Raw genomic sequence first — 20,172 nt, 5'->3', positions numbered from 1 at the left:
ACGGTGCGGGGGCTCTCCTCGTACGATCTCCGTAGCGGCGCTCTCAGGAGTTGTACGCCGACTGGGCGCGCTCCAGGCCCTCGGTGATCAGACATTCCACGGCGTCGGCGGCGCGGTCCACGAACCAGTCGAGTTCCTTGCGCTCCGTGGAGGAGAAGTCCTTCAGCACGAAGTCGGCGACCTGCATACGCCCCGGCGGGCGGCCGATGCCGCAGCGGACCCGGTGGTAGTCCGGGCCCATCGACTTCGTCATCGACTTCAGGCCGTTGTGGCCGTTGTCCCCGCCGCCCAGCTTCAGGCGCAGCGTCGGGTAGTCGATGTCCAGCTCGTCGTGGACCGCGACGATCCGCTCCAGCGGCACCTTGTAGAAGTCCCGCAGCGCCGTCACGGGGCCGCCGGACAGGTTCATGAACGACAGGGGCTTGGCCAGCACCACCCTGCGGTTCGCGGGGCCGGGCGGGCCGATGCGGCCCTCGACCACCTGGGCGCGGGCCTTGTGCGCCTTGAACTTCCCGCGCATCCGGTCCGCCAGCAGGTCGGCCACCATGAACCCGATGTTGTGGCGGTTGCCCGCGTACTCCGGCCCGGGGTTCCCGAGGCCGACGATCAGCCAGGGCGCCGCGTCGTCCGACATCAAAAGCTCCTTATACGAGAACGACCGCCGTCCCGCTCCAGTGGAGCCGGACGGCGGTCGGTCAGCAAGTGCTGAGGGGGAAGGGCGAGGCTCAGGCCTCGGTGCCCTCGGCCTCGGCGGCCGGCTCCTCGGCCTGCGGGGCGACGACCTGCAGGACGGCGATGTCACCGTCGACGGCCAGCGTGGTGCCGGCCGGCAGGACCAGGTCCTTGGCGTGGATGGTGTCGCCGGCCTGGAGGCCCGCGATGGAGACGGTGACCTCGGTCGGGATGTGGGTGGCCTCGGCCTCGACGGAGATGGTGTTCTGGAGGGTCTCCAGCATGTTGCCGCCGGCGGCCAGGTCGCCCTCGGTGACGATCGCGACGTCGACGGTGACCTTCTCGCCCTTCTTGACGATCAGGTAGTCGACGTGGGAGATCGAGCGCTTCAGGGGGTGCTTCTGCACGGCCTTCGGGATGACCAGCTCGGTGCCGGCGCCCTCGATGTCCAGGGAGAGCAGGACGTTGGGGGTGCGGAGCGCCAGCTGCAGGCCGTGGCCCTCGACGTTGACGTGCTTCGTGTCGTTGCCGTGGCCGTAGATGACGCCGGGAACCATCGCGTCGCGACGGGCCTGGCGGGCGGAGCCCTTGCCGAAGCTGGTGCGGAGCTGGGCGGAAAGCTTGATCTCGGACATGCTCACTCCTCGTGGGGTGACGAAAATCGGACGAGTCACCCGGCCGGAACGGCCTGCTACGAAGAGCGCGTCGATAACGGAGAGCCGGTACCAAAAGGTACGGCCTCCCTCGCCGAGCAACTCGCAGAGTCTACCCGGCGGGGAGGCCGTACTTCAAAAGGATCTTCCGTGGTCCCGGTTGCTGCCGCTCTTCGTTACTGCTGCTCTTCGAAGAGGCTGGTGACGGAGCCGTCCTCGAAGACCTCGCGCACCGCGCGGGCGATCATCGGGGCGATCGACAGGACCGTGATCTTGTCGAGTTCCAGGTCGGACGGGTCCGGCAGGGTGTTCGTGAAGACGAACTCGCTGACCTTGGAGTTCTTCAGGCGGTCGGCCGCCGGGCCCGACAGGATGCCGTGCGTGGCCGTCACGATGACGTCCTCCGCGCCGTGCGCGAAGAGCGCGTCGGCGGCGGCGCAGATGGTGCCACCCGTGTCGATCATGTCGTCGACCAGGACGCAGACGCGGCCCTTGACCTCACCGACGACCTCGTGGACGGTCACCTGGTTGGCGACGTCCTTGTCACGGCGCTTGTGCACGATGGCCAGCGGCGCGTCCAGGCGGTCGCACCAGCGGTCGGCCACGCGCACGCGGCCGGCGTCCGGGGAGACGATCGTCAGCTTGGAGCGGTCCACCTTGGCGCCCACGTAGTCCGCGAGGACCGACAGGGCGGAGAGGTGGTCGACCGGGCCGTCGAAGAAGCCCTGGATCTGGTCGGTGTGCAGGTCGACCGTCAGGATGCGGTCGGCGCCCGCGGTCTTGAGCAGGTCCGCGACCAGGCGCGCCGAGATCGGCTCGCGGCCCTTGTGCTTCTTGTCCTGGCGGGCGTACCCGTAGGACGGGACGATCACGGTGATGGAGCGTGCCGACGCGCGCTTGAGCGCGTCGATCATGATCAGCTGCTCCATGATCCACTTGTTGATCGGAGCCGTGTGGCTCTGGATCAGGAAGCAGTCCGCGCCACGAGCCGACTCTTGGAAGCGGACGTAGATCTCACCGTTCGCGAAGTCGAAAGCCTTGGTCGGCACGAGGCCGACTCCCAGCTGGTGTGCGACCTCCTCGGCCAGCTCGGGGTGGGCGCGGCCGGAGAAGAGCATGAGCTTCTTCTCGCCGGTCGTCTTGATCCCGGTCACAGCACTGTCTCCTCAGACGTGGGAAAGCTGCTCGCCCCCATGCGCGTCCGTCCCGCACACGGTGAGCCAGCCGAATTGCGTGCACCTATCACGGTACGCCGTCTCCGACGTACCCGTTTCCGGTCAGTTCACCTCAGCGCTGGTCGGAGTCCTCCTGGACTGCCGACTGGGCCGCTGTCGCGGCGGCACTTCCCGGACGCTTGCGGGCCACCCAGCCCTCGATATTCCGCTGCTGGCCACGGGCCACGGCCAGTGCGCCGGCCGGCACATCCTTCGTGATCACCGAGCCGGCGGCCGTGTAGGCGCCGTCCCCGATGGTGACGGGAGCCACAAACATGTTGTCCGAGCCCGTCTTGCAGTGTGATCCGACGGTGGTGTGGTGCTTGTGCTCGCCGTCGTAGTTCACGAAGACGCTCGCGGCGCCGATGTTCGTGTACTCGCCGATCGTCGCGTCGCCCACGTACGACAGGTGGGGCACCTTGGTGCCCTCGCCGATCGTCGCGTTCTTCATCTCCACGTACGTGCCGGCCTTGGACTTGGCGCCGAGGTTGGTCCCCGGGCGCAGGTACGCGAAGGGGCCGACGGTCGCCGACTCGCCGACCACGGCGTTGTCGGCCACCGTGTTGACCATGGTGGCGCGCGGCCCGACGCGGGTGTCCTTGAGGCGGCTGTTGGGGCCGACCTCGGCCCCTTCGCCGATGTGGGTGGCGCCGAGGAGCTGGGTGCCCGGGTGGACGACTGCGTCCTGGCCGAAGGTGACCGTCACGTCCACGAGGGTGCTGGCCGGGTCGACGATCGTCACGCCGGCGAGCATGGCGCGCTCCAGCAGACGTGCGTTGAGCAGCGCGCGGGCCTCGGCGAGCTGGACGCGGTTGTTGATGCCGAGGATCTGGCGGTGGTCGGCGCCGACGGCCGCGCCGACGCGGTGGCCGGCCTCGCGCAGGATGCCGAGTACGTCGGTGAGGTACTCCTCGCCCTGGCTGTTGTCGGTGCGGACCTTGCCGAGCGCCTCGGTCAGCAGGGCGCCGTCGAAGGCGAAGACGCCGGAGTTGATCTCGCGGATGGCGCGCTGGGCGTCGGTGGCGTCCTTGTGCTCGACGATGGCGGTGACCGCCCCGTCGGCGGCGCGGATGATGCGTCCGTACCCGGTGGAGTCCGGCACCTCGGCGGTGAGCACGGTGACGGCGTTGCCGTCGGCGTCGTGCGTGGCGACGAGGGCGCCGAGGGTCTCGCCGGTGAGCAGCGGGGTGTCGCCGCAGACGACCACGACGGTGCCTTCGACGGTGCCCCCGAGTTCTTCGAGCGCCATGCGGACGGCGTGGCCCGTGCCGTTCTGCTCGTACTGGACGGCGGTGCGGACGTCGGCGTCGGTTTCGGCGAGGTGCAGGGCGACCTGCTCGCGGGCGTGTCCGACGACGACGACGAGGTGGGCGGGGTCCAGCTCACGGGAGGCGGCGACGACGTGACCGACGAGCGAGCGCCCGCTGATCTCGTGCAGAACCTTGGGTGTGGCCGACTTCATGCGGGTGCCTTCACCCGCTGCGAGTACGACGACGGCTGCCGGGCGGTTGGCGCTCACGGGTGTGCCCTTCGGCTTCGGGTGGTGGACCCGTGAAGGATACCGGTGCCCGAAGTGCCCCTGGACTGGCGGCCGTGGCCCCGCCGGACGGGGGAGCGCAATGAGAAAGGGTCCCGACCGGTGGTCAGGACCCGAATTCTTGAGAAGCTCCCCTGTCAGGACTCGAACCCGAACATAAGGCACCAAAAGCCTCAGTGCTGCCAATTACACCACAGGGGATAGCGAATATCGCCTAATCGGACATTTCGCGAGACCGATCAAGCTGGCCGTCCCTACTATGCCGTACCACCCGCCCTCACCGCGACGGTACTCGGCCGAGCCGTGTCGAGGACAAAGAAGGGAGGACAAGTAATGCCGGAGCCGAAAGGGAGGGCGCCCGTAGGCTGGACGGCATGACCGGTACGGGGGAAGAGCAGGACGGGGCGGCAGAGCGGGACGGGCCGCTGTGGTGGGAGAGGCGGCGGGGAGCCGCGCTGGATGTGGGGCTCGGCGGGGTGTCCGCCGTCGAGTGCGCCGTGGAGGGGGTGTCGTTCGCCCACGAGGCCGGGGTGCCCGTGGCCGTCGGGGTGCTGTTCGGGATCGTGGTCGGGGCCGCGCTCGTGCTGCGGCGGCGCTGGCCGATCGCCGTGGTGCTGATCGGCATCGCGGTGTCGCCGGCCGCCATGGGGTTCCTGCTGGGCGTGGTGGGGCTGTACACCCTCGCCACCTCCGAGGTGCCCCGGAGGATCACCGCGATCCTCACCTCGATGTCACTGGCCGCGACCTTCGTGGTGATGTACATGCGGACCCAGGGGGACGTGGAGGCCGACCGCACGCTCGTCATCGTGCTCTCCGGCTTCGTGGCGGTGGCGCTGACGGTGCCGCCGGTGCTGCTCGGCCTGTACATAGGGGCCCGGCGGCGGCTGATGGAGAGCCTGCAGGAGCGGGCGGACTCGCTGGAGCGGGAGCTGTCGCTGCTGGCGGACCGGGCCGAGGAGCGGGCCGAGTGGGCCCGTACGGAGGAACGCACCCGGATCGCGCGGGAGATGCACGACGTCGTGGCACACCGGGTGTCGCTGATGGTGGTGCACGCGGCGGCCCTGCAGGCGGTTGCCGCCAAGGACCCGGTGAAGGCGATGAAGAACGCCGCCCTGGTGGGTGACATGGGGCGCCAGGCGCTGACGGAACTCCGGGAGATGCTCGGGGTGCTGCGCGCCGAGTCGCCCAAACCGGTGCCCGCGATGGTGGCGCCCTTGGTGCCCTTGGCGCTGGTCGGGAGCTTCGAGGACGGGCCGTCGCTGGAGGAGCTGGAGGCGCTGGTCGGGCAGTCCAGGGCCGCCGGGATGGCCGTGGAGCTGGACGTCCGGGGGGCGGGGGCGGGGGCCGGGTACCCGGCCCCGGTGCAGCAGACGGCGTACCGCGTGGTGCAGGAGGCGCTGACCAACTGCCACAAGCACGCGCCGGGCGCGAAGGTCGTCGTACGCCTGGCCCATCGCGACGGGGAAGTGGCCATGCAGGTGGAGAACGGGCCGTGCGACGGCAAGGCCGATGAGCCGGGGCTGCCGAGTGGCGGCAACGGGCTCGTCGGGATGCGGGAGCGTGTGCTCGGGCTGGGCGGGGTCTTCGTGTCGGGTCCCACCGACGAGGGTGGGTTCAGGGTCTCGGCGGTGCTCCCGGTCCGGTAGGCGGCCCGGCGCCGCTGCCGGGGCTCCGCCCCAGCCCCCGGGAGCGGCGCCGCACCGTCAGGACGTCGTGAGGCGGATGGGCTGGAGGCCCGTCAGGAGGAGGGTGAGGGCCTCGTCCAGGGTTGCGCCCAGGTACCAGTCGCCGGTGTGGTCGATGCCGTAGACGCGGCCCTCGCGGTCCAGCGCCAGGTGGGAGCCTCCGTCGGCCTCGACGCCCAGCGGGCACAGCTGCGTGGACAGCGCGCGCCCGAGATCGGCGAAGGTACGGGCCAGGTGCAGCCCGGTCAGGGGGTCCAGCCGCACCACCGCCGGGGCTATCTGGCGGCCCGGACCGGGGGCGGTGACCGTCAGGCCGCCGAATTCGGCCCACGCCTCGACGGCGGCGGGGAAGACGGTGTGCCGGTGCCCGGCCCGGGTGGTGTGGTCGCGCAGCGCGTCGGCCCAGTACTCGGCCTGCTTGATGTCCCAGCGGCCGGGCTCCCAGCCGGCGGTGCGCAGGGCGGAGTCCACGGCGACCGGGAAACGGGTCGTCGAGGAGCGGTCGTAGGAGGCTGAGGTGGCGGTCATGGCGGCTACTCGGAATGGGTGAGGTCGACGGGGCGTACGCCGAAGTGGGCGAGGAGGGCGTCGCAGGAGCGGCACGGCGGTGCGTAGCTGCCGTGCAGCGGGTCGCCGTCCTCGCGGATGCGGCGGGCGGTGATCTTGGCGTGCTTCAGGGAGCGGCGCGCCTCGCTCGGGGTGAGCGGCTTGCGGGACGCGCGCTTGCTGCGGGCGCCCTCGACGGCAGAGAGGTGGCGGGACAGCAGTATCGCCTCCGGACATCGGCCGGTGAAGCGTTCCCGCTGGCCGCTGGTGAGGGTGTCGAGGAAATCCTGCACCAGGGCGTGGAGCACGGGCGGCTGGTCGGCCTTGCCCGCGGTGCCGGTGAGGGTCTCGCCGCGTACGGAGAGCGCGGCGGCGACCGTGGGGAGGATGCCGTCGCGGCGGAACCGCAGGGCGGGCGCGACGGGGCGGCCGTCCGGGCTGCTCCAGCGCAGGCGGGGGTCGCCGGCGGCTGCGCCGTCGGTGCCTGTGAGGCCTGTGCCGGTGCCGGTGCTTCCCGGCGGGCCCGCGGGGCCCGGGGCCGCCGCGGCCCCATCCGCTCCCGCGGCGCCTGAAGCGGGGTCAGCCGGTTCTGTGCGTGTTGCCGTGTTGTGCATGGTCGCGCTTTCCCTCCCGTGGCCGCGGTGGTGGCCGCTGTCGCGCACGCCCCCGTGCTGCGGGGACAGCCTGTCAAATGTCCCCTGTCGTGTGGAAGCGGGGTCGAATATTCGTATCAATTCGGATCTTCCCGGCTGCCCGGCCGGTGCCCGCCTCGCAGGCGGGTGACGCTCTTGCCGAAGCACATAGGCTGTGCTGAACCAGCCAGATCCAGCAGGGGGCTACCGCCATGACGACAGGTCGGCTCGGGCAGCAGGCCGCGCCACCCAACGCCGCTTACTCGGGGCAGGTCGTGCATTTCCCGGACCCCGTCCGGGCCGCTCGGCATCCCCACGGAGTACGCATCGACGGGGGCGGGCATCCCGACTTCTCCCCGTACGCCCGCGCGGCGGTGGAGATCGCGGATCCGCCGGAGGGCTTCGGCGTGGACGAGCTGCGGCTGACGGACTACGTCTCCGCGAACGCCGCCATGCAGGCCGTCGGCCACGAGCTGTGGGACACCGTCGGCCCGGTGGCCACCCCGCACGGCTGGACCTGGCACCACGTGGCCGGCAGCCGCCGGATGGAGCTCGTCCCGGTCGAGGTGAAGGCCCTGCTGCGGCACCACGCGGGACTGGCGACGGCGCCGGTGGACCACGACAAGCGCGGCACGCGGGCATTGCAGGAGCTGCGCCCGGTGCACATGGGGCTGCCGAAGTCGGTGGTCTCGGTGTCCGAGCAGCAGGTGCAGGGCGTCGAGGAGGACCTCGGCTACCGGCTGCCGGAGGCGTACCGCTCGTTCCTGAAGGCGGCGGGCGGCTGCGCGCCGGTGGGCGCCGGCCTCGACGTGGACCTGGGGCTGCTGGTGGACCAGCCGTTCTTCACGGTGCGCGAGGAGGCGGCGGTCAACGACCTCGTGTACGTCAACAAGTGCCTGCGCGACCACCTGACGAAGGACTACCTGTGCGTGGGCTTCGCCCAGGGCGGGCTGCTCGCGGTCAAGGTGAGGGGCGAGGGCATCGGCTCCGTCTGGCTGTCCCCGTACGACGACGCGCGCGACCGGGACGGATGGTCGGTCCAGGAGCGTGTGGAGCGGCTGTTGCTGCCGTGCGGTACGGATTTCGACGCCTTTCTGGAGCGGCTGGCGGGCAATCCGCCGGAGCTGGAGACGGTGGCCGGTCTGATGGTGGACGGCGGATTCGCGCGTTCGGTTCCGGTGGTGACCGGGGCCGGTTCGGGGCCGGCGGCGACGCCGGTGGAAGGGTGACGGCGCGATGGTGACGTTTGCGCAGGCGCAGGAGCGCGCCGAGGAGTGGATCAACGGGGACGTGCCCGCCTATCAGCACCGTGAGGTGCGGGTACGGGAGTTCGGACTCGGGTTCGTGGTGTGGGCCGAGGACCGCGCGGCGGCGCCCGTCTCGGGCGGCGGCCGGCAGCGGCTGGTCATCGCGCGCGACAGCGGGGAGGTGACGCTGTGGCCGGGGCTGCCGGTGGGTGAGGTGATCCGTCGGTACGAGGAGGAGTACGGGGCGTCGGCCGCGGCCGCCGCTTCGGAGGCTTCGGTTCCGCCGCCGCGGATCGACTCGGAGCAGACCTCGTTCATGCTGAGCCCGCCGGAGTGGTTGCAGGAAGCCGCGGACCGGGCGGGGATCCCGGCGGCGCCCGCGCCTGCGCCGGCCCCTGCCCCGGAGCCGGTCGCGGAGCCGGTTGCGGTTTCGCTTCCGGAGCCGGCGGCGGAGGCTCCGGCCCCCGCTCCTGTCGCCGCTGACGTGGCGGAGCCCGAGCCGTTCGATGCCGGGCCGGCTCCCGTGCCGCTGCGGCGCGGGGGCGAGATCCCGTACGAGCCGACCGCCAACGACGGTGTGCCGGCCGGGGCCACGCCGTGGGCCGGTACCGATGTGCACTCCGGCTCGGACGACGTGTCCGTACCGCTGCCGGCGACGGTGTTCGCGCCGCCGCTGTCCGGTTCGGACCTGGAGGACGCGCCGCGCCCCGGGGTGGCCCCCGAGGCGAAGACGACCCTGATGGCGGGCGGCAGCCAGCTGCCGAAGACCGCTGTCGCGCCGGCCCTGAGCAGTGACATCGCCGATGCCCCGACGAGCAAGGCCCGGGTCAACCGCCCGGGCCCGGCCGCCCAGCCGCCGACCCCGCCGGGCCCGCCCGGGGTTCCGGGTGCGCCCGGTGGTGGGCTCGACCATGCCGCGACGATGCTCGCCGGTCCGGCCGTCATGCAGCCGCCCGTGCCTCCGGGCCCGCCCGGGGCTCCGACGCCTCCCGGTCCGCCCGGGGTTCCCGGGGCTCCCGGCGGTGGTGCGCACCATGCCGCCACGATGCTGGCGGGTCCCGGCGTACCGCAGCCGCCCGGTCCGCCCGGTCCGCCCGGCCCCGCGCCGCAGCAGCCCCAGCCGCACCCGGGGCCGCAGGCGCCCCCGGCCCCCGGGGTGCCCACCGTCGGCCCCGGCTACCAGGCCGTGCTCCGCTACCGCGCCCCGGACGGCTCCGAGCAGCAGCTCATCCGCCGCTCGGCGCCCGGCACCCCGCACCCGGAGTGGCAGATCCTGCACGAGCTGCGCGCGATGAACGTGCCGCCGCAGCAGGTGCTGGAGCTGCACACGGAACTGGAGTCCTGCGAGCTGCCCGGCGGTTACTGCGCCCGCATGATCCGGGAGACCTGGCCCCAGGTCCGGATCACGAGCGTGGCCCCGTACGGGACGGACCACGCGGGCCGCCAGCAGGGCATGCGGCACCTGCTGACCCACCAGGGCGAGCTGCACCAGGTCGCGGACGGCCCGGCGCGCCCCGCGCCGGTACGGGCGCCGCTGGCGCAGGTCCCGCTCCAGCCGGCGATCCCGCTGGAGGCCATCGCGCAGGAACTGGCGGGGGCGTTCGGCCCGCAGGGCGTGTTCCGCTTCGAGCCGCGGGCGGTGTCCCGCCAGGGCGTGCCGGAGATCGTGGCGCAGACGCTGATGTGGTCGGGTCTGCCCGTCGATTTCGGGCCGTTCTTCTGGGCGCAGGCGGTGCCGGGTGCGCCGCTTCCGACCCTGGCCGAACTGGCGGCGCAGCGGCAGGTGCAGCCTTCGTCGGACGCCGGTTCCTATCTGGTGGTGGGCAGCGACTTCGGCAGGGCGCTGTGCGTGCAGTACGGCACCGCGCACATCGTCGCGGTGCCGGTGGAGGGCGGTCCGGGCGGGGCGCCCGTGCCGCCGCAGTTCGTGAACTCCAGCCTGCCGCAGTTCGTACGGTGCCTGGCGATGCTGGGTCACATGTGGCGGCTGCGCCAGCACCTGACGCCGGAGCAGGCGGGCCGCTGGACCGTCGATTTCCAGACGAATCTGGCGGGGCTGGACAGTGCGGCGCTGGCCTCTGCGGAGAACTGGTGGTCGGTGCTGCTGGAGCAGATGTGGGACGGACTGCTCTGATCACCGGCTGAACGGATGATCGGCTCGATGGCCGGGCCGGGACCCTCGTACAGGGTCCCGGCCCGGCCATTCCGGCTTCTGCGCGCAAATGACGCATCCTTGACGGGAATCCCCGCGAGAGAGGCGCTTCCAGGATGAGTGCACCCATGTCACCTCAGGGTCCGGGCTTCGCGACCGTACGCGTCCGCGGATACCGCCCGGAAGAGGTGGACCGGTACCTCGCCCGGCTCTCCGGCAGCCGGGACGAGGCCTGGGAGCGGGTGGCACGCCTGACCGTACTGGCGAAGCGGATGGAGGCGGAGGCGGAGCGGCTGCGCGAGGCGGTGTCCTCGCTGGCCCCGCAGACGTACGACGAACTCAGCGAGCGCGCCCGGCGGATCCTGCTGCTGGTGGAGGAAGAGGCGGACACCGTACGGGCGGACGCGCGGGCGGACGCGTCGACGACGCTGGGCGCGGCCGAGGCGCACGCCGACCGGGTGGCGGAACTGGCCCGCCACGACGCGGAGGCGGTGCGCGAGCAGACCGAGGTCCGGGCCCGGCAGGGGCTGCTGCGGGCGCAGCGGGAGGCGGACGAGGAGCGCGCGGAGGCCCGCGAGGGCGCGAAGACCTGGCGGGGCGAGGCGCAGGCGGCGCTGGTGGAGATGCGCCGCCGGTCGGACGCGCTGCTGGCGGAGCGCGAGCAGGAGCACGCGGAGCGGTGGGAGGCGGCGGAGCGGGAGCTGGAGGTGCGGGGGGCGGAACTGGAGGCGCGCCACCTGGAGCTGGAGCGGTACGCCGAGTCCCGGCTGGAGGAGGCCCGGCGGGGCTTCGCGCAGGCCGAGGAGGCGGCGCGGCACGGCCAGGAGGACGCGGAGGCGCGCGCCGCCGAACTGATCGCGGCGGCGCGGGTCCGGGAGGAGCGGGTCGCGCGCGAGACGGAGCGGGTCCTGCGGGAGCACGCGGAGTCCCAGGAGGAGATGCGGGCCCACATGAACCACGTCCGCTCCAGCCTGGCGGCCCTGACGGGTCGCGCCGGGTCGGCGGCGCCGGGCCTGGCGGACTGAGGTCCGCCCGTCCCCCTCCCCGGACCCCTACCGCCAGAGCCAGTGGGCGGAGGTGACGAAGCCGACCGACCAGACGGCGATGAACACCAGCGCCAGCAGGACGTAGCCCGCGCCGATCAGGCGGTCGGGGAACGGGCTGCCTTCGCGCAGCGGGCCGACGCCTTCGTCGCCGTCGTCGTCGGCGGGGATCGCGGTCCATTCGACGGGGCGCCCGACGTGGTGCGAGCCGGCCGCGCGCAGGGCCGCCAGCTGCTCGGCCGCGAACGCGGTGCCGGCGAGGGATTCCGGCGCGTGCCAGGCCAGTGCCCGCATCCGCCGCAGCGGCAGGCGGTACCGCGCCTCGAACGCGGCGCTCTCCACGGGGTCCCGGTCCGCTTCGAGGTACATCCAGCGCCCGGCCTCCGCCGCTTCCCCGTACAGCCGGTAGACCTCGGCCAGGCGGCGCCGCAGCGCCAGGTCCCAGGGGAAGGAGGACACCAGGCCGCGCAGGCGCTGCCGCGCCAGGGGGACCCGGCCGGCGGCGAGGTCCGAGTCGATGCGGGCGAGGGTGTCCACGAGCGTCATGGCCGCATGGTCCCCGACGGAAGGCGCCGTCAGGGCAGCTTCGTGAGGAAGCTCTCGATCAGCGGAGCGATCTCGGGGAGGTGGGTCTCCAGGGCGAAATGGCCCGCGCCCTCGAAGACGTGGACCTCGGCGTCGGGGGCGTCGCGCCGGTACGCCTTCGCGCCCGCCGGCGTGAAGAAGGGGTCACCCGCGCCCCAGACGACCAGGACCGGCACCCGCGCGGAGCGCAGCCAGGCCTGCCAGGCCGGGTAGCGGGCGAAGTTGGAGGCGTAGTCGAAGGCCAGGTCCGCCTGGGCGTCGGCGCGGCCCGGCAGGCCGAGGTAGTGCACGTCGAGCGTCCAGGCGTCGGGGGAGAGGAGACCGGTGTCGGCGACGCCGGTCTCGTACTGGAAGCGGGTGCCCGCCTCGGTGAAGAGGCCGCGGATCCGTTCCTCGTCGCCCGGCACCTCGCGGCGCAGCCCGGCGAACTCGCGGGCGGCGTCGGACAGTCCCTCCTCGTACGCGTTGCCGTTCTGCACGATCAGGCCCGTCACCCGCTCGGGGCGGCGCTCGGCGAGGCGCAGGCCGACGGGGGCGCCGAAGTCGAAGACGTACAGCGCGTAGCGGTCCAGCCCGAGGGCGTCCGTGAACCCCTCCACGATGTCCGCGAGCCGGTCGAAGGTGTACGTGAACCCTTCCGGGGCCCGGGTCCGGCCGAAGCCGGGGTAGTCGGGGGCGATCAGCCGGTACGGGGTGTGGCCGAGGGCGTCCATCAGGCGGGCGAACTGGTGCGAGGACGTCGGGAAGCCGTGGAGGAGGAGCAGGACGGGGGCGTCGGCCGGGCCGCTCTCGCGGTAGGCGACGCGGACGCCGGCCACGTCCACGGTGCGGTGGTGGGTCAGTGCGGTGGTCATCACATGCCTCCAGTGGCTTCGGTCCCATTAGCTTTGCCGAAGATCCCTAACGGGTCAAGGGGTGTGTGTAGCATTAGCGATGTGACCGTGACGACGACTTCGACCGACTTCCCTCTCACCGGTGAGCCCCTCGCTCTGGACCTGCTCAACACCCGGCCCGCGGACGGGGACCTCATCGCCGACCCGGCGGGGCTCCGCGCGTGGCTGGCCGGGCAGGCCGGGCGGCTGAGCCCGGTCGCGGAGGTGGGTGCGGCCGAGGTGGCCGCCGTGCAGGCCGTACGGGAGGCGGCGCGGGCGGCGGTCGAAGCGGCGCGGTGCGGCGAGCGGCCGCCGGGGGGTGCGCTGCGGGTGCTGAACGAGGCGATGCGGGGGGCGCCGGCGCACCCCGAGCTGGCCTGGACCGGCGGTGGCCTGACGGCGGCCCCGCGACGGGCCGGGCCGGCGGCGCGGCGGCTCGCGGCGGAGCTCGCCGAGGCGGTGGCGGAGCTGGTGACGGGGCCGCGGGCGGGGGAGGTCCGGCGGTGCGAGGGGCCGGGGTGCGTGCTGCTGTTCCTCCCGGCGAATCCGCGGCGGCGGTGGTGCGTGGCGTCGCTCTGCGGCAACCGGGCCAGGGTCGCCCGCTACTACGCCCGCCACCGCCCCACCCCGGCCTGACCGGGGGCCCGTTGTGCGTGCGGCGCGGCGCGGCGGCGAACAGGCGGCATCAGCCGAGATCCAGCTCGCCGGCGTTCGAGGCGCGGGGTCCGGGGCGAGCCCCAGGTCTTTGGGCCGCGTCCGGGGTGCCGGCTCCGCGCCCCCGCCGCGAGGTGCTCAGTCGGCCGCCCGCTGCTGCGCCGGGACCGGGCCCGGAGGCGGGGCCGGGGTGCCCCCGGGCGGGTAGGGGTCGCTGCGGAGGCCGCGCGTGGTGACCGTGATGGTCGCGGGTGGGGCGGGGGTGGGGAGCGGGGCCGTCAGGGTGCCCGTGGCGGCGTGGAACGCAGTCGGCAGCGGCGCCGCGTCGGCCTCGACCCGCGCATCCTCGCCGAAGCCACCGCCCTCGACGGTCAGGACCCCGCCCGCCACCGTGGCGTGCGTGATCACCGGATTCGCCCGGGTGGCCATCTTGTTCAGCAGGTACGCCCCCGCCGGCGCCCCCGTCAGCGCCCAGATCTCGGCGGGCAGCCTCGGCAGCCCGCCCCCCACGTCCGCCAGGAAGAACGCCACCACGTACAGCATCGTGACCGCGCTCAGGGCCACGTACTGGAGGTCCACCAGGTCCGTGCGCCCGCCGTCGTTCGCGATCAGCTCCCGCAGCGGCCGCCGTCCCGACCGCGTCGGGCGCGGGGCCGGTTTGGCCATGCTGCCGTTCTGCACCCGCATGCCGACGACCGTCTTCGCGCCGATCAGGGCCACGTAAGGGCCCCCGAGCAGCGGCAGGTAGACGTCCGTGAGGGAGGACAGCGGGCCGTGGCTGTCCTCGGCACGGAACCAGTCGACGCCGCCGCCCGCGGTGAGCCCGTAGCCCAGGATCGTGAGCAGCAGCCAGAGCAGGATCACCGTCCACGCCAGGGCCAGGGTGGTCGAGGTGGAGAGCCGGCCGTCGCGGCCGGTGATGAAGCCGGGGTGGCGGTGGAGCCGCCACCCGAGCGGGCCGGCCAGGGCGGCCAGTAACGCCAGTGCGCAGAGTGCTGAAGTCATGTGTTCCCCCCGGAGAGTGCGCTCCGCAGAGACTTACCCGCTCGGTGCGAGCATGACAACCCGCCGCCCGGCCACCCGGCCGCCCACTGCCCGCCGCCCGGCCATCCGCCGCCCCGGCTCCGGCTCCCACTCAGTCCTCCGGCGGCAGCACCGGGAACCGCCGCGGCGCCAACAGCAGCAGCACCGCCACCGCCGCCACCGCGGCCGCCGTCGCGCCCACGAAGATGTGGTTCACGGCCGCGGCCACGGCCCGCCGCAGGTAGTCGGCGGCCTCGGGCGCGAGCAGCGCCGGCCGGTCCAGCGCCTCGGGCACGTCGTTCACGTGCCGCGGCAGCCCCGGCATCGGGGCGTCCGCCAGCCGGGCCGCCAGGGTCGCGTTGGCGACGGCCCCCATCAGCGCGGCCCCGACGCTCATGCCCACCTGGCGGCAGAACAGCACCGAGGCGGTCGTGGTGCCCCGCTCCGCCCAGCCGACCGTGGACTGGACCGCCATGATCAGCGGGAGCTGGAAGAGGCCGAGGGCCGCGCCCAGCAGCAGCATGATCAGCGCGGGCTGCCACGGCGCGGCCGGGTACGGGAGCAGGGTGAAGGCGCACAGGATCAGCGCGGCCAGCCCGACCCCGATGACGGCGCTGTTGCGAAAGCCCACGCGGCGGTAGACGTGCTGCACGAACATCGCGCTGATCGGCCAGCTCAGGGTCATCGCGGAGGTGATCAGCCCGGCCTCGACCGCGCTGAGCCGCAGTACCGACTGGGCGTACGTCGGCATGAACACCATCGGGGCCACCATCAGCAGGCCGAGCGCACCCATGGCGAGGTTGACGGCGGCGATGGGGCGCCGGCGCCACACCCAGCCGGGCAGAATCGGTTCTGCGGCCCGGCGTTCCACCCAGGCGACCAGTACGCCCAGCACGGCGCTCGCGCCCAACAGCGTGACCGAGGGCGCCGACAGCCAGGGCCAGGCCACCCCGCCCTGCACGAGCGCGAAGAGCAGCAGCCCGCCGCAGGCGAAGATGCCGGCCGCCCCGGCCCAGTCGATCCGCCCCCGGCGCGCCCGGGCCCGTACCGGCTCGACCAGATGGCGGGCGATGACCCACAGGGCCGCGAGGGCCAGCGGCAGGTTGACGAGGAAGATCCAGCGCCAGTTCACGTACGAGGCCATCAGTCCGCCCAGCGCCGGCCCGGCCAGTGCCGAGCCGGCCCACACCACGGACATCCGCGCCTGGATCCTCGGTCGCTCCTTCAGCGGGTACAGGTCGGCGGCCAGCGTCTGGACCGTGCCCTGCAGGGCGCCTCCGCCCAGACCCTGGAGGATCCGGAAGGCGACGAGGGCGGCCATGTTCCAGGCGGCCGCGCACAGCAGGGAGCCGAGCAGGAACAGGCTGATGCCGAGGAGCAGTACGGGCTTGCGGCCCAGGGTGTCGGACAGCTTCCCGTAGACGGGCAGGGTGACGGTGCTCGCCAGCATGTAGCCGGAGAAGATCCAGGAGAAGACGGCGAAGCCACCGAGGTCGCCGACGATCTGCGGAACCGCGGTGGAGACGATGGCCCCGTCGAGGGCGACGAGGCCCATGGTCAGCATCAGCGAGGCGACGACGGCCGGCCGCGGCCGCCTCCCCGGCGGCGGCACCCCGCCGCCCGCACCGGGCGTCCCGCCGCCGCTCGTGTTCCTGGGGTCACCAGTGGCCCGGGAGCCACCCGTATCCCGCGCGTTCTCCCGCTCCCGGGAGCCCCCCTTCTCCCGGGAGCCCCCCTTCTCCTGGGAGCCACCCGTCTCCCGCGAGTCCCCCGTCTCCCGCGAGCCCCCCGCATCCCGCCCGCCCGCGGAATTGGCGCGAACGCGCCTGCCCGGTATGCCTCCGTCGGCGTCCTTGCCCGCCCCTGACTCCACTGGGTCCATGACCACCCCTCCCGTGCCGCGTTCACCATCTCACCCGACCTTCGATCCCCGAGTGCGAGTCCACCGAAGGGTGGAGAACCCCTAGGGGTAGCTCCTCACAAAGAGCCAGGGGTCTTTCGTCCCGGCGTAGGAGGTAGAAGGTCCCTTCCTGTCCTTAACTGGTTCCTACGGACAGGCACCGGGGGGTGGGGATAACCCCCGGGCGGATACGGCGACGGGCACCAGCGTGCCGGAGCCGGCTGACCGGCAGTCTTCAACCGAACGCATCGAACGAGGGGAAACACCGTGACAACGGCTATGACCGAAACCAGGCACGGGGGCACTGGAGGGCATGAAGCCGTCGCGGCCCGGGCACGCCAGGTCGTCAAGGCCTACGGCTCCGGGGAGACGCGCGTCGTCGCCCTCGATTCGGTGGACGTGGACATCAAGCGCGGGCAGTTCACCGCGATCATGGGCCCGTCCGGCTCCGGCAAGTCCACGTTGATGCACTGCCTCGCCGGCCTGGACACGGTGACCAGCGGTCAGATCCACCTGGACGACACCGAGATCACCGGCCTCAAGGACAAGAAGCTCACGCAGCTGCGCCGCGACCGGATCGGCTTCATCTTCCAGGCGTACAACCTGCTGCCGACGCTCAACGCCCTGGAGAACATCACGCTCCCCATGGACATAGCCGGCCGCAAGCCCGACGCGGAGTGGCTGAACCGGGTCGTGGAGACGGTCGGCCTCGCGGGCCGCCTCAAGCACCGCCCGACCGAGCTCTCCGGCGGTCAGCAGCAGCGCGTGGCCGTGGCCCGCGCCCTCGCCGCCCGCCCGCAGATCATCTTCGGCGACGAGCCGACCGGAAACCTCGACTCCCGGGCCGGCGCCGAGATCCTCGGCTTCCTGCGCCGCTCGGTGGACGAGCTCGGCCAGACCATCGTCATGGTCACCCACGACCCGGTCGCCGCCTCCTACGCGGACCGCGTCATCTTCCTCGCCGACGGCCGGATCGTGGACGAGATGTACGGGCCCACCGCGGACCAGGTCCTGGACCGGATGAAGGACTTCGACGCGCGCGGGCGGACGTCATGAGCAACACCGTCCTGAAGACCTCGCGGCGCAACTTCGTCGCGCACAAGGGCCGGATGGCGCTCTCCGCGGTCGCCGTCCTGCTCTCCGTCGCGTTCGTGTGCGGGACGCTGGTGTTCACCGACACGATGAACACCACCTTCGAGAAGCTCTTCGCGACCACCGGCGCCGACGTCACCGTCTCCGCCAAGCCCGTCGAGGGCGGCGGCGACGGCGACGCGGAGAACCCGCGCAGCGGCCGGCCGGCCACCATCCCCGGCGACGCCGTCCAGAAGGTCGCCGCGGCGCCGGGCGTGCAGTCCGCCCAGGGCAGCGTCGTCTCGCTGTCCGTCACGGTCGTCAACGCCGAGAACAAGAACGTCGGACCCACCTCCGGCGCCCCGACGATCGCCGCCAGCTGGAACGACAACGAGCTCAAGTCGATGGAGGTCAGCTCCGGCCACGAGCCGCGCGGCCCCACCGAGGTGCTCGTCGACGCCGACACGGCGAAGAAGCACAAGCTGAAGCTCGGTGACGAGCTGCGCACCATCGCCATCACCGGCGACTTCCGCGCGAAGATCTCCGGCATCGCCACCTACAAGGTGACCAACCCGGGCGCCACCGTCGTCTACTTCGACACGGCCACCGCCCAGCAGGAACTGCTCGGCGCGCCCGGCCTGTTCACCAACATCAACGTCACCGCCAAGGACGGGGTGAGCGACGAGCAGCTCAAGTCGAACATCGCCACCGCCGTCGGCGCGGGCACCTACAAGCTCCAGACCGCGAAGGAATCCGCGGACCAGGGCCGCAAGGACGTCGGCTCCTTCCTCGACGTCATGAAGTACGTGATGCTCGGCTTCGCCGGGATCGCCTTCCTCGTCGGCATCTTCCTGATCTTCAACACCTTCTCGATGCTGGTCGCCCAGCGGACCCGCGAGATCGGCCTGATGCGCGCCATCGGCGCCGACAGCGGCCAGGTGCTCAAGTCCGTCGTGGTCGAGGCCTTCCTCCTCGGCGTCGTCGGCTCGGTCCTCGGCGTCGGCGCGGGCGTGGGCCTGGCCGTCGGGCTCATGAAGATCATGGGCCAGATGGGCATGCACCTGTCCACCAGTGACCTGACCATCGCCTGGACCACCCCGGCCCTCGGCATCTTCCTCGGTGTCGTCGTCACCATCGTCTCCGCCTTCATCCCGGCCCGCCGGGCCGGCAAGGTCTCCCCGATGGCGGCCCTGCGCGAGTCGGGCACGCCCGGCGACAAGAAGGCCGGCCGGGTGCGCGCCGCCTTCGGCCTGGTCCTCACCGGCATCGGCGGTGCGGCCCTGTTCCTCTCCGCCGCCGCCGACAAGGCCGCCCCCGGATCCCTGTGGCTGGGCCTGGGCGTGGTGCTCACCCTCATCGGCTTCATCGTGATCGGCCCGCTGCTCGCCGGTGTCGTGGTGCGGGTGCTCTCCGGCGCGGTCCTGCGGCCCTTCGGTTCCGTCGGCCGGCTCGCCGAGCGCAACGCGCTGCGCAACCCGCGCCGCACCGGTGCCACCGCCGCCGCGCTGATGATCGGTCTGGCGCTGGTCGCCTGCCTGTCGGTGGTCGGCTCCTCGATGGTGGCCTCCGCCACCGACGAGCTCGACAAGTCGGTCGGCGCGGACTACATCATCCAGTCCCAGACCGGGCAGCCGGTCATGCCGCAGGCCGAGCAGAAGCTGCGGGCCACCAAGGACCTGGACCACGTCACCGCGTACCGGGAGCTGCAGACCAAGATCACGGCCCCCGACGGGACCACCGAGGAGGACGGTCTCGGCGCCCAGGACCCCACCTACGCCAAGGACATCCGCCGCAAGATGGTCGCCGGCGAGCACGCGGCGGCGTACGGGGCGAACTCGATGTCGGTCGGCTCGCTCTACGCCACCAAGCACAACGTCAAGCTCGGTGACGAGCTGACGGTGGCCTTCACCGGCGGCAAGACCGCCAAGCTCAAGGTCGCGGCGATCACCAGCGACGAGGGCAACCTCGACAAGGGCATGAAGTACACGAGCACCGCGGTCGCCGAGGCGAACCTGCCGGCCGACAAGCTGCCGCGGCCCTTCATGCTGCTGGCCACCGCCAAGGACGGCCAGGAGGACACCGCGTACACCGCGGTCAAGGCGGGGCTGGCGGAGTACCCGCAGTACAAGGTGCTCAACCAGACCGACTACAAGAAGGCGCTGAAGGACCAGGTCGGCCAGCTGCTGAACATGGTCTACGGGCTCCTCTTCCTCGCGATCATCGTCGCGGTCCTGGGCGTCGTGAACACCCTGGCCCTCTCGGTGGTCGAGCGGACCCGCGAGATCGGCCTGATGCGCGCCATCGGCCTCTCCCGCCGGCAGCTGCGTCGCATGATCCGCCTGGAGTCGGTCGTCATCTCGCTCTTCGGCGCCCTGCTGGGCCTCGGGCTCGGCATGGGCTGGGGGGCCACCGCCCAGCAGCTCCTCGCGCTCCAAGGGCTGAAGGTCCTGGAGATCCCGTGGCCGACGATCATCGGCGTCTTCGCCGCGTCGGCCGTGGTGGGCCTGTTCGCCGCACTGTTCCCGGCCTTCCGGGCGGGGCGGATGAACGTACTGAACGCGATCGCCAGCGACTAGCCCGGCGATCGTCACGGGGGAGTCACCGGCCCCGGCCGGCCCACACGGGCCGACCGGGGCCGGAGTCATGTCCGGCGCGCCACCACCGTGCGGGCGTAGGCTGGGAACCC

At 72.6% G+C, this 20,172-nt stretch carries 17 protein-coding genes and 1 tRNA gene; 7 read left to right on the top strand and 11 right to left on the bottom strand.

Translation table 11 applies throughout. The features are described 5' to 3' along the window. Positions 1 to 43 precede the first annotated feature (43 nt). From pth to ACFWBF_RS03655, 5 genes are all read right to left on the bottom strand, one after another. On the bottom strand, positions 44 to 634 hold the full coding sequence (pth, locus tag ACFWBF_RS03675; RefSeq protein WP_385594557.1) for an aminoacyl-tRNA hydrolase: 591 nt from the start codon (positions 632 to 634) through the stop codon (positions 44 to 46). Between the two features lie 91 nt (positions 635 to 725). After that, positions 726 to 1,307, bottom strand: coding sequence for a 50S ribosomal protein L25/general stress protein Ctc (locus ACFWBF_RS03670; protein ID WP_385594554.1), 582 nt, complete (start codon positions 1,305 to 1,307; stop codon positions 726 to 728). A 194-nt stretch (positions 1,308 to 1,501) separates the two neighbouring features. Continuing rightward, complete coding sequence (locus ACFWBF_RS03665) at positions 1,502 to 2,479, bottom strand: ribose-phosphate diphosphokinase (RefSeq protein ID WP_112451977.1); 978 nt, start codon at positions 2,477 to 2,479, stop codon at positions 1,502 to 1,504. 133 nt (positions 2,480 to 2,612) lie between these two features. After that, positions 2,613 to 4,058: a bifunctional UDP-N-acetylglucosamine diphosphorylase/glucosamine-1-phosphate N-acetyltransferase GlmU gene (gene glmU, locus ACFWBF_RS03660; RefSeq protein ID WP_385594551.1), complete on the bottom strand. Its 1,446-nt coding sequence runs from the start codon at positions 4,056 to 4,058 to the stop codon at positions 2,613 to 2,615. Positions 4,059 to 4,205: 147 nt separating this feature from the next. Next, a tRNA-Gln gene (locus ACFWBF_RS03655) sits at positions 4,206 to 4,277 on the bottom strand. A 173-nt stretch (positions 4,278 to 4,450) separates the two neighbouring features. Between ACFWBF_RS03655 and ACFWBF_RS03650 the strand changes: the two genes are divergently transcribed. Further along, complete coding sequence (locus ACFWBF_RS03650; protein WP_385594548.1) at positions 4,451 to 5,722, top strand: sensor histidine kinase; 1,272 nt, start codon at positions 4,451 to 4,453, stop codon at positions 5,720 to 5,722. 57 nt (positions 5,723 to 5,779) lie between these two features. Here the strand turns inward: ACFWBF_RS03650 and ACFWBF_RS03645 are convergent, their stop codons facing one another. After that, positions 5,780 to 6,289 carry an SUKH-3 domain-containing protein gene (locus ACFWBF_RS03645; RefSeq protein WP_385594545.1) on the bottom strand — a complete coding sequence of 170 codons (510 nt, stop codon included), beginning with the start codon at positions 6,287 to 6,289 and terminating at the stop codon, positions 5,780 to 5,782. Positions 6,290 to 6,294: 5 nt separating this feature from the next. Further along, complete coding sequence (locus ACFWBF_RS03640) at positions 6,295 to 6,921, bottom strand: YwqJ-related putative deaminase (protein ID WP_385594542.1); 627 nt, start codon at positions 6,919 to 6,921, stop codon at positions 6,295 to 6,297. A gap of 230 nt (positions 6,922 to 7,151) precedes the next feature. Between ACFWBF_RS03640 and ACFWBF_RS03635 the strand changes: the two genes are divergently transcribed. From ACFWBF_RS03635 to ACFWBF_RS03625, 3 genes are all read left to right on the top strand, one after another. Beyond that, complete coding sequence (locus ACFWBF_RS03635; protein ID WP_385594539.1) at positions 7,152 to 8,168, top strand: SMI1/KNR4 family protein; 1,017 nt, start codon at positions 7,152 to 7,154, stop codon at positions 8,166 to 8,168. Positions 8,169 to 8,175: 7 nt separating this feature from the next. Beyond that, positions 8,176 to 10,320: an SUKH-4 family immunity protein gene (locus ACFWBF_RS03630; RefSeq protein ID WP_385594536.1), complete on the top strand. Its 2,145-nt coding sequence runs from the start codon at positions 8,176 to 8,178 to the stop codon at positions 10,318 to 10,320. A 146-nt stretch (positions 10,321 to 10,466) separates the two neighbouring features. Continuing rightward, positions 10,467 to 11,363, top strand: coding sequence for a DivIVA domain-containing protein (locus ACFWBF_RS03625; protein ID WP_385594533.1), 897 nt, complete (start codon positions 10,467 to 10,469; stop codon positions 11,361 to 11,363). 27 nt (positions 11,364 to 11,390) lie between these two features. On the opposite strand, the gene ACFWBF_RS03620 is transcribed toward ACFWBF_RS03625, so the two are convergent. Together ACFWBF_RS03620 and ACFWBF_RS03615 are read right to left on the bottom strand one after the other, a co-directional pair. After that, positions 11,391 to 11,927, bottom strand: a complete 537-nt coding sequence (locus tag ACFWBF_RS03620) for a DUF6584 family protein (protein ID WP_385594530.1) — start codon at positions 11,925 to 11,927, stop codon at positions 11,391 to 11,393. A 29-nt stretch (positions 11,928 to 11,956) separates the two neighbouring features. After that, complete coding sequence (locus ACFWBF_RS03615; RefSeq protein WP_385594527.1) at positions 11,957 to 12,820, bottom strand: alpha/beta fold hydrolase; 864 nt, start codon at positions 12,818 to 12,820, stop codon at positions 11,957 to 11,959. Between the two features lie 87 nt (positions 12,821 to 12,907). On the opposite strand from ACFWBF_RS03615, the gene ACFWBF_RS03610 reads away from it, so the two are divergent. Continuing rightward, the gene (locus ACFWBF_RS03610; RefSeq protein WP_385594525.1) at positions 12,908 to 13,474 is read left to right on the top strand and encodes a CGNR zinc finger domain-containing protein; all 567 of its coding nucleotides are present in this window, start codon (positions 12,908 to 12,910) and stop codon (positions 13,472 to 13,474) included. Between the two features lie 156 nt (positions 13,475 to 13,630). Here ACFWBF_RS03610 and ACFWBF_RS03605 read toward each other — a convergent pair whose 3' ends face one another. After that, positions 13,631 to 14,497, bottom strand: coding sequence for a hypothetical protein (locus ACFWBF_RS03605; protein WP_385594523.1), 867 nt, complete (start codon positions 14,495 to 14,497; stop codon positions 13,631 to 13,633). Between the two features lie 130 nt (positions 14,498 to 14,627). Further along, entirely contained in the window at positions 14,628 to 16,397 is a 1,770-nt protein-coding gene (locus ACFWBF_RS03600) for an MFS transporter (protein ID WP_385594521.1), read from the bottom strand. A gap of 297 nt (positions 16,398 to 16,694) precedes the next feature. Here ACFWBF_RS03600 and ACFWBF_RS03595 point away from each other — a divergent pair, with 297 nt between their 5' ends. Next, complete coding sequence (locus ACFWBF_RS03595) at positions 16,695 to 17,471, top strand: ABC transporter ATP-binding protein (RefSeq protein WP_385594519.1); 777 nt, start codon at positions 16,695 to 16,697, stop codon at positions 17,469 to 17,471. Next, positions 17,468 to 20,062, top strand: coding sequence for an ABC transporter permease (locus tag ACFWBF_RS03590; protein ID WP_385594517.1), 2,595 nt, complete (start codon positions 17,468 to 17,470; stop codon positions 20,060 to 20,062). The genes ACFWBF_RS03595 and ACFWBF_RS03590 overlap by 4 nt, the downstream gene beginning before the upstream one ends. The last annotated feature ends 110 nt before the right edge of the window (positions 20,063 to 20,172 follow it).

The sequence above is a fragment of the Streptomyces sp. NPDC060028 genome, assembly GCF_042736725.1.
Lineage (GTDB): Bacteria > Actinomycetota > Actinomycetes > Streptomycetales > Streptomycetaceae > Streptomyces.
This window is presented reverse-complemented; position numbering and strand designations above follow the sequence as displayed.

Excerpts from the sequence above, each read along its gene's own strand:
- ACFWBF_RS03630 (WP_385594536.1), top strand. The coding sequence starts at position 8,176 with ATGGTGACGTTTGCGCAGGCGCAGGAGCGCGCCGAGGAGTGGATCAAC.
- ACFWBF_RS03600 (WP_385594521.1), bottom strand. The coding sequence starts at position 16,397 with ATGGACCCAGTGGAGTCAGGGGCGGGCAAGGACGCCGACGGAGGCATA.
- ACFWBF_RS03640 (WP_385594542.1), bottom strand. The coding sequence starts at position 6,921 with ATGCACAACACGGCAACACGCACAGAACCGGCTGACCCCGCTTCAGGC.
- ACFWBF_RS03590 (WP_385594517.1), top strand. The coding sequence starts at position 17,468 with ATGAGCAACACCGTCCTGAAGACCTCGCGGCGCAACTTCGTCGCGCAC.
- pth (WP_385594557.1), bottom strand. The coding sequence starts at position 634 with ATGTCGGACGACGCGGCGCCCTGGCTGATCGTCGGCCTCGGGAACCCC.
- ACFWBF_RS03670 (WP_385594554.1), bottom strand. The coding sequence starts at position 1,307 with ATGTCCGAGATCAAGCTTTCCGCCCAGCTCCGCACCAGCTTCGGCAAG.
- ACFWBF_RS03625 (WP_385594533.1), top strand. The coding sequence starts at position 10,467 with ATGTCACCTCAGGGTCCGGGCTTCGCGACCGTACGCGTCCGCGGATAC.
- ACFWBF_RS03645 (WP_385594545.1), bottom strand. The coding sequence starts at position 6,289 with ATGACCGCCACCTCAGCCTCCTACGACCGCTCCTCGACGACCCGTTTC.
- ACFWBF_RS03635 (WP_385594539.1), top strand. The coding sequence starts at position 7,152 with ATGACGACAGGTCGGCTCGGGCAGCAGGCCGCGCCACCCAACGCCGCT.
- ACFWBF_RS03620 (WP_385594530.1), bottom strand. The coding sequence starts at position 11,927 with ATGACGCTCGTGGACACCCTCGCCCGCATCGACTCGGACCTCGCCGCC.
- ACFWBF_RS03650 (WP_385594548.1), top strand. The coding sequence starts at position 4,451 with ATGACCGGTACGGGGGAAGAGCAGGACGGGGCGGCAGAGCGGGACGGG.
- ACFWBF_RS03595 (WP_385594519.1), top strand. The coding sequence starts at position 16,695 with ATGACCGAAACCAGGCACGGGGGCACTGGAGGGCATGAAGCCGTCGCG.
- ACFWBF_RS03605 (WP_385594523.1), bottom strand. The coding sequence starts at position 14,497 with ATGACTTCAGCACTCTGCGCACTGGCGTTACTGGCCGCCCTGGCCGGC.
- ACFWBF_RS03615 (WP_385594527.1), bottom strand. The coding sequence starts at position 12,820 with ATGACCACCGCACTGACCCACCACCGCACCGTGGACGTGGCCGGCGTC.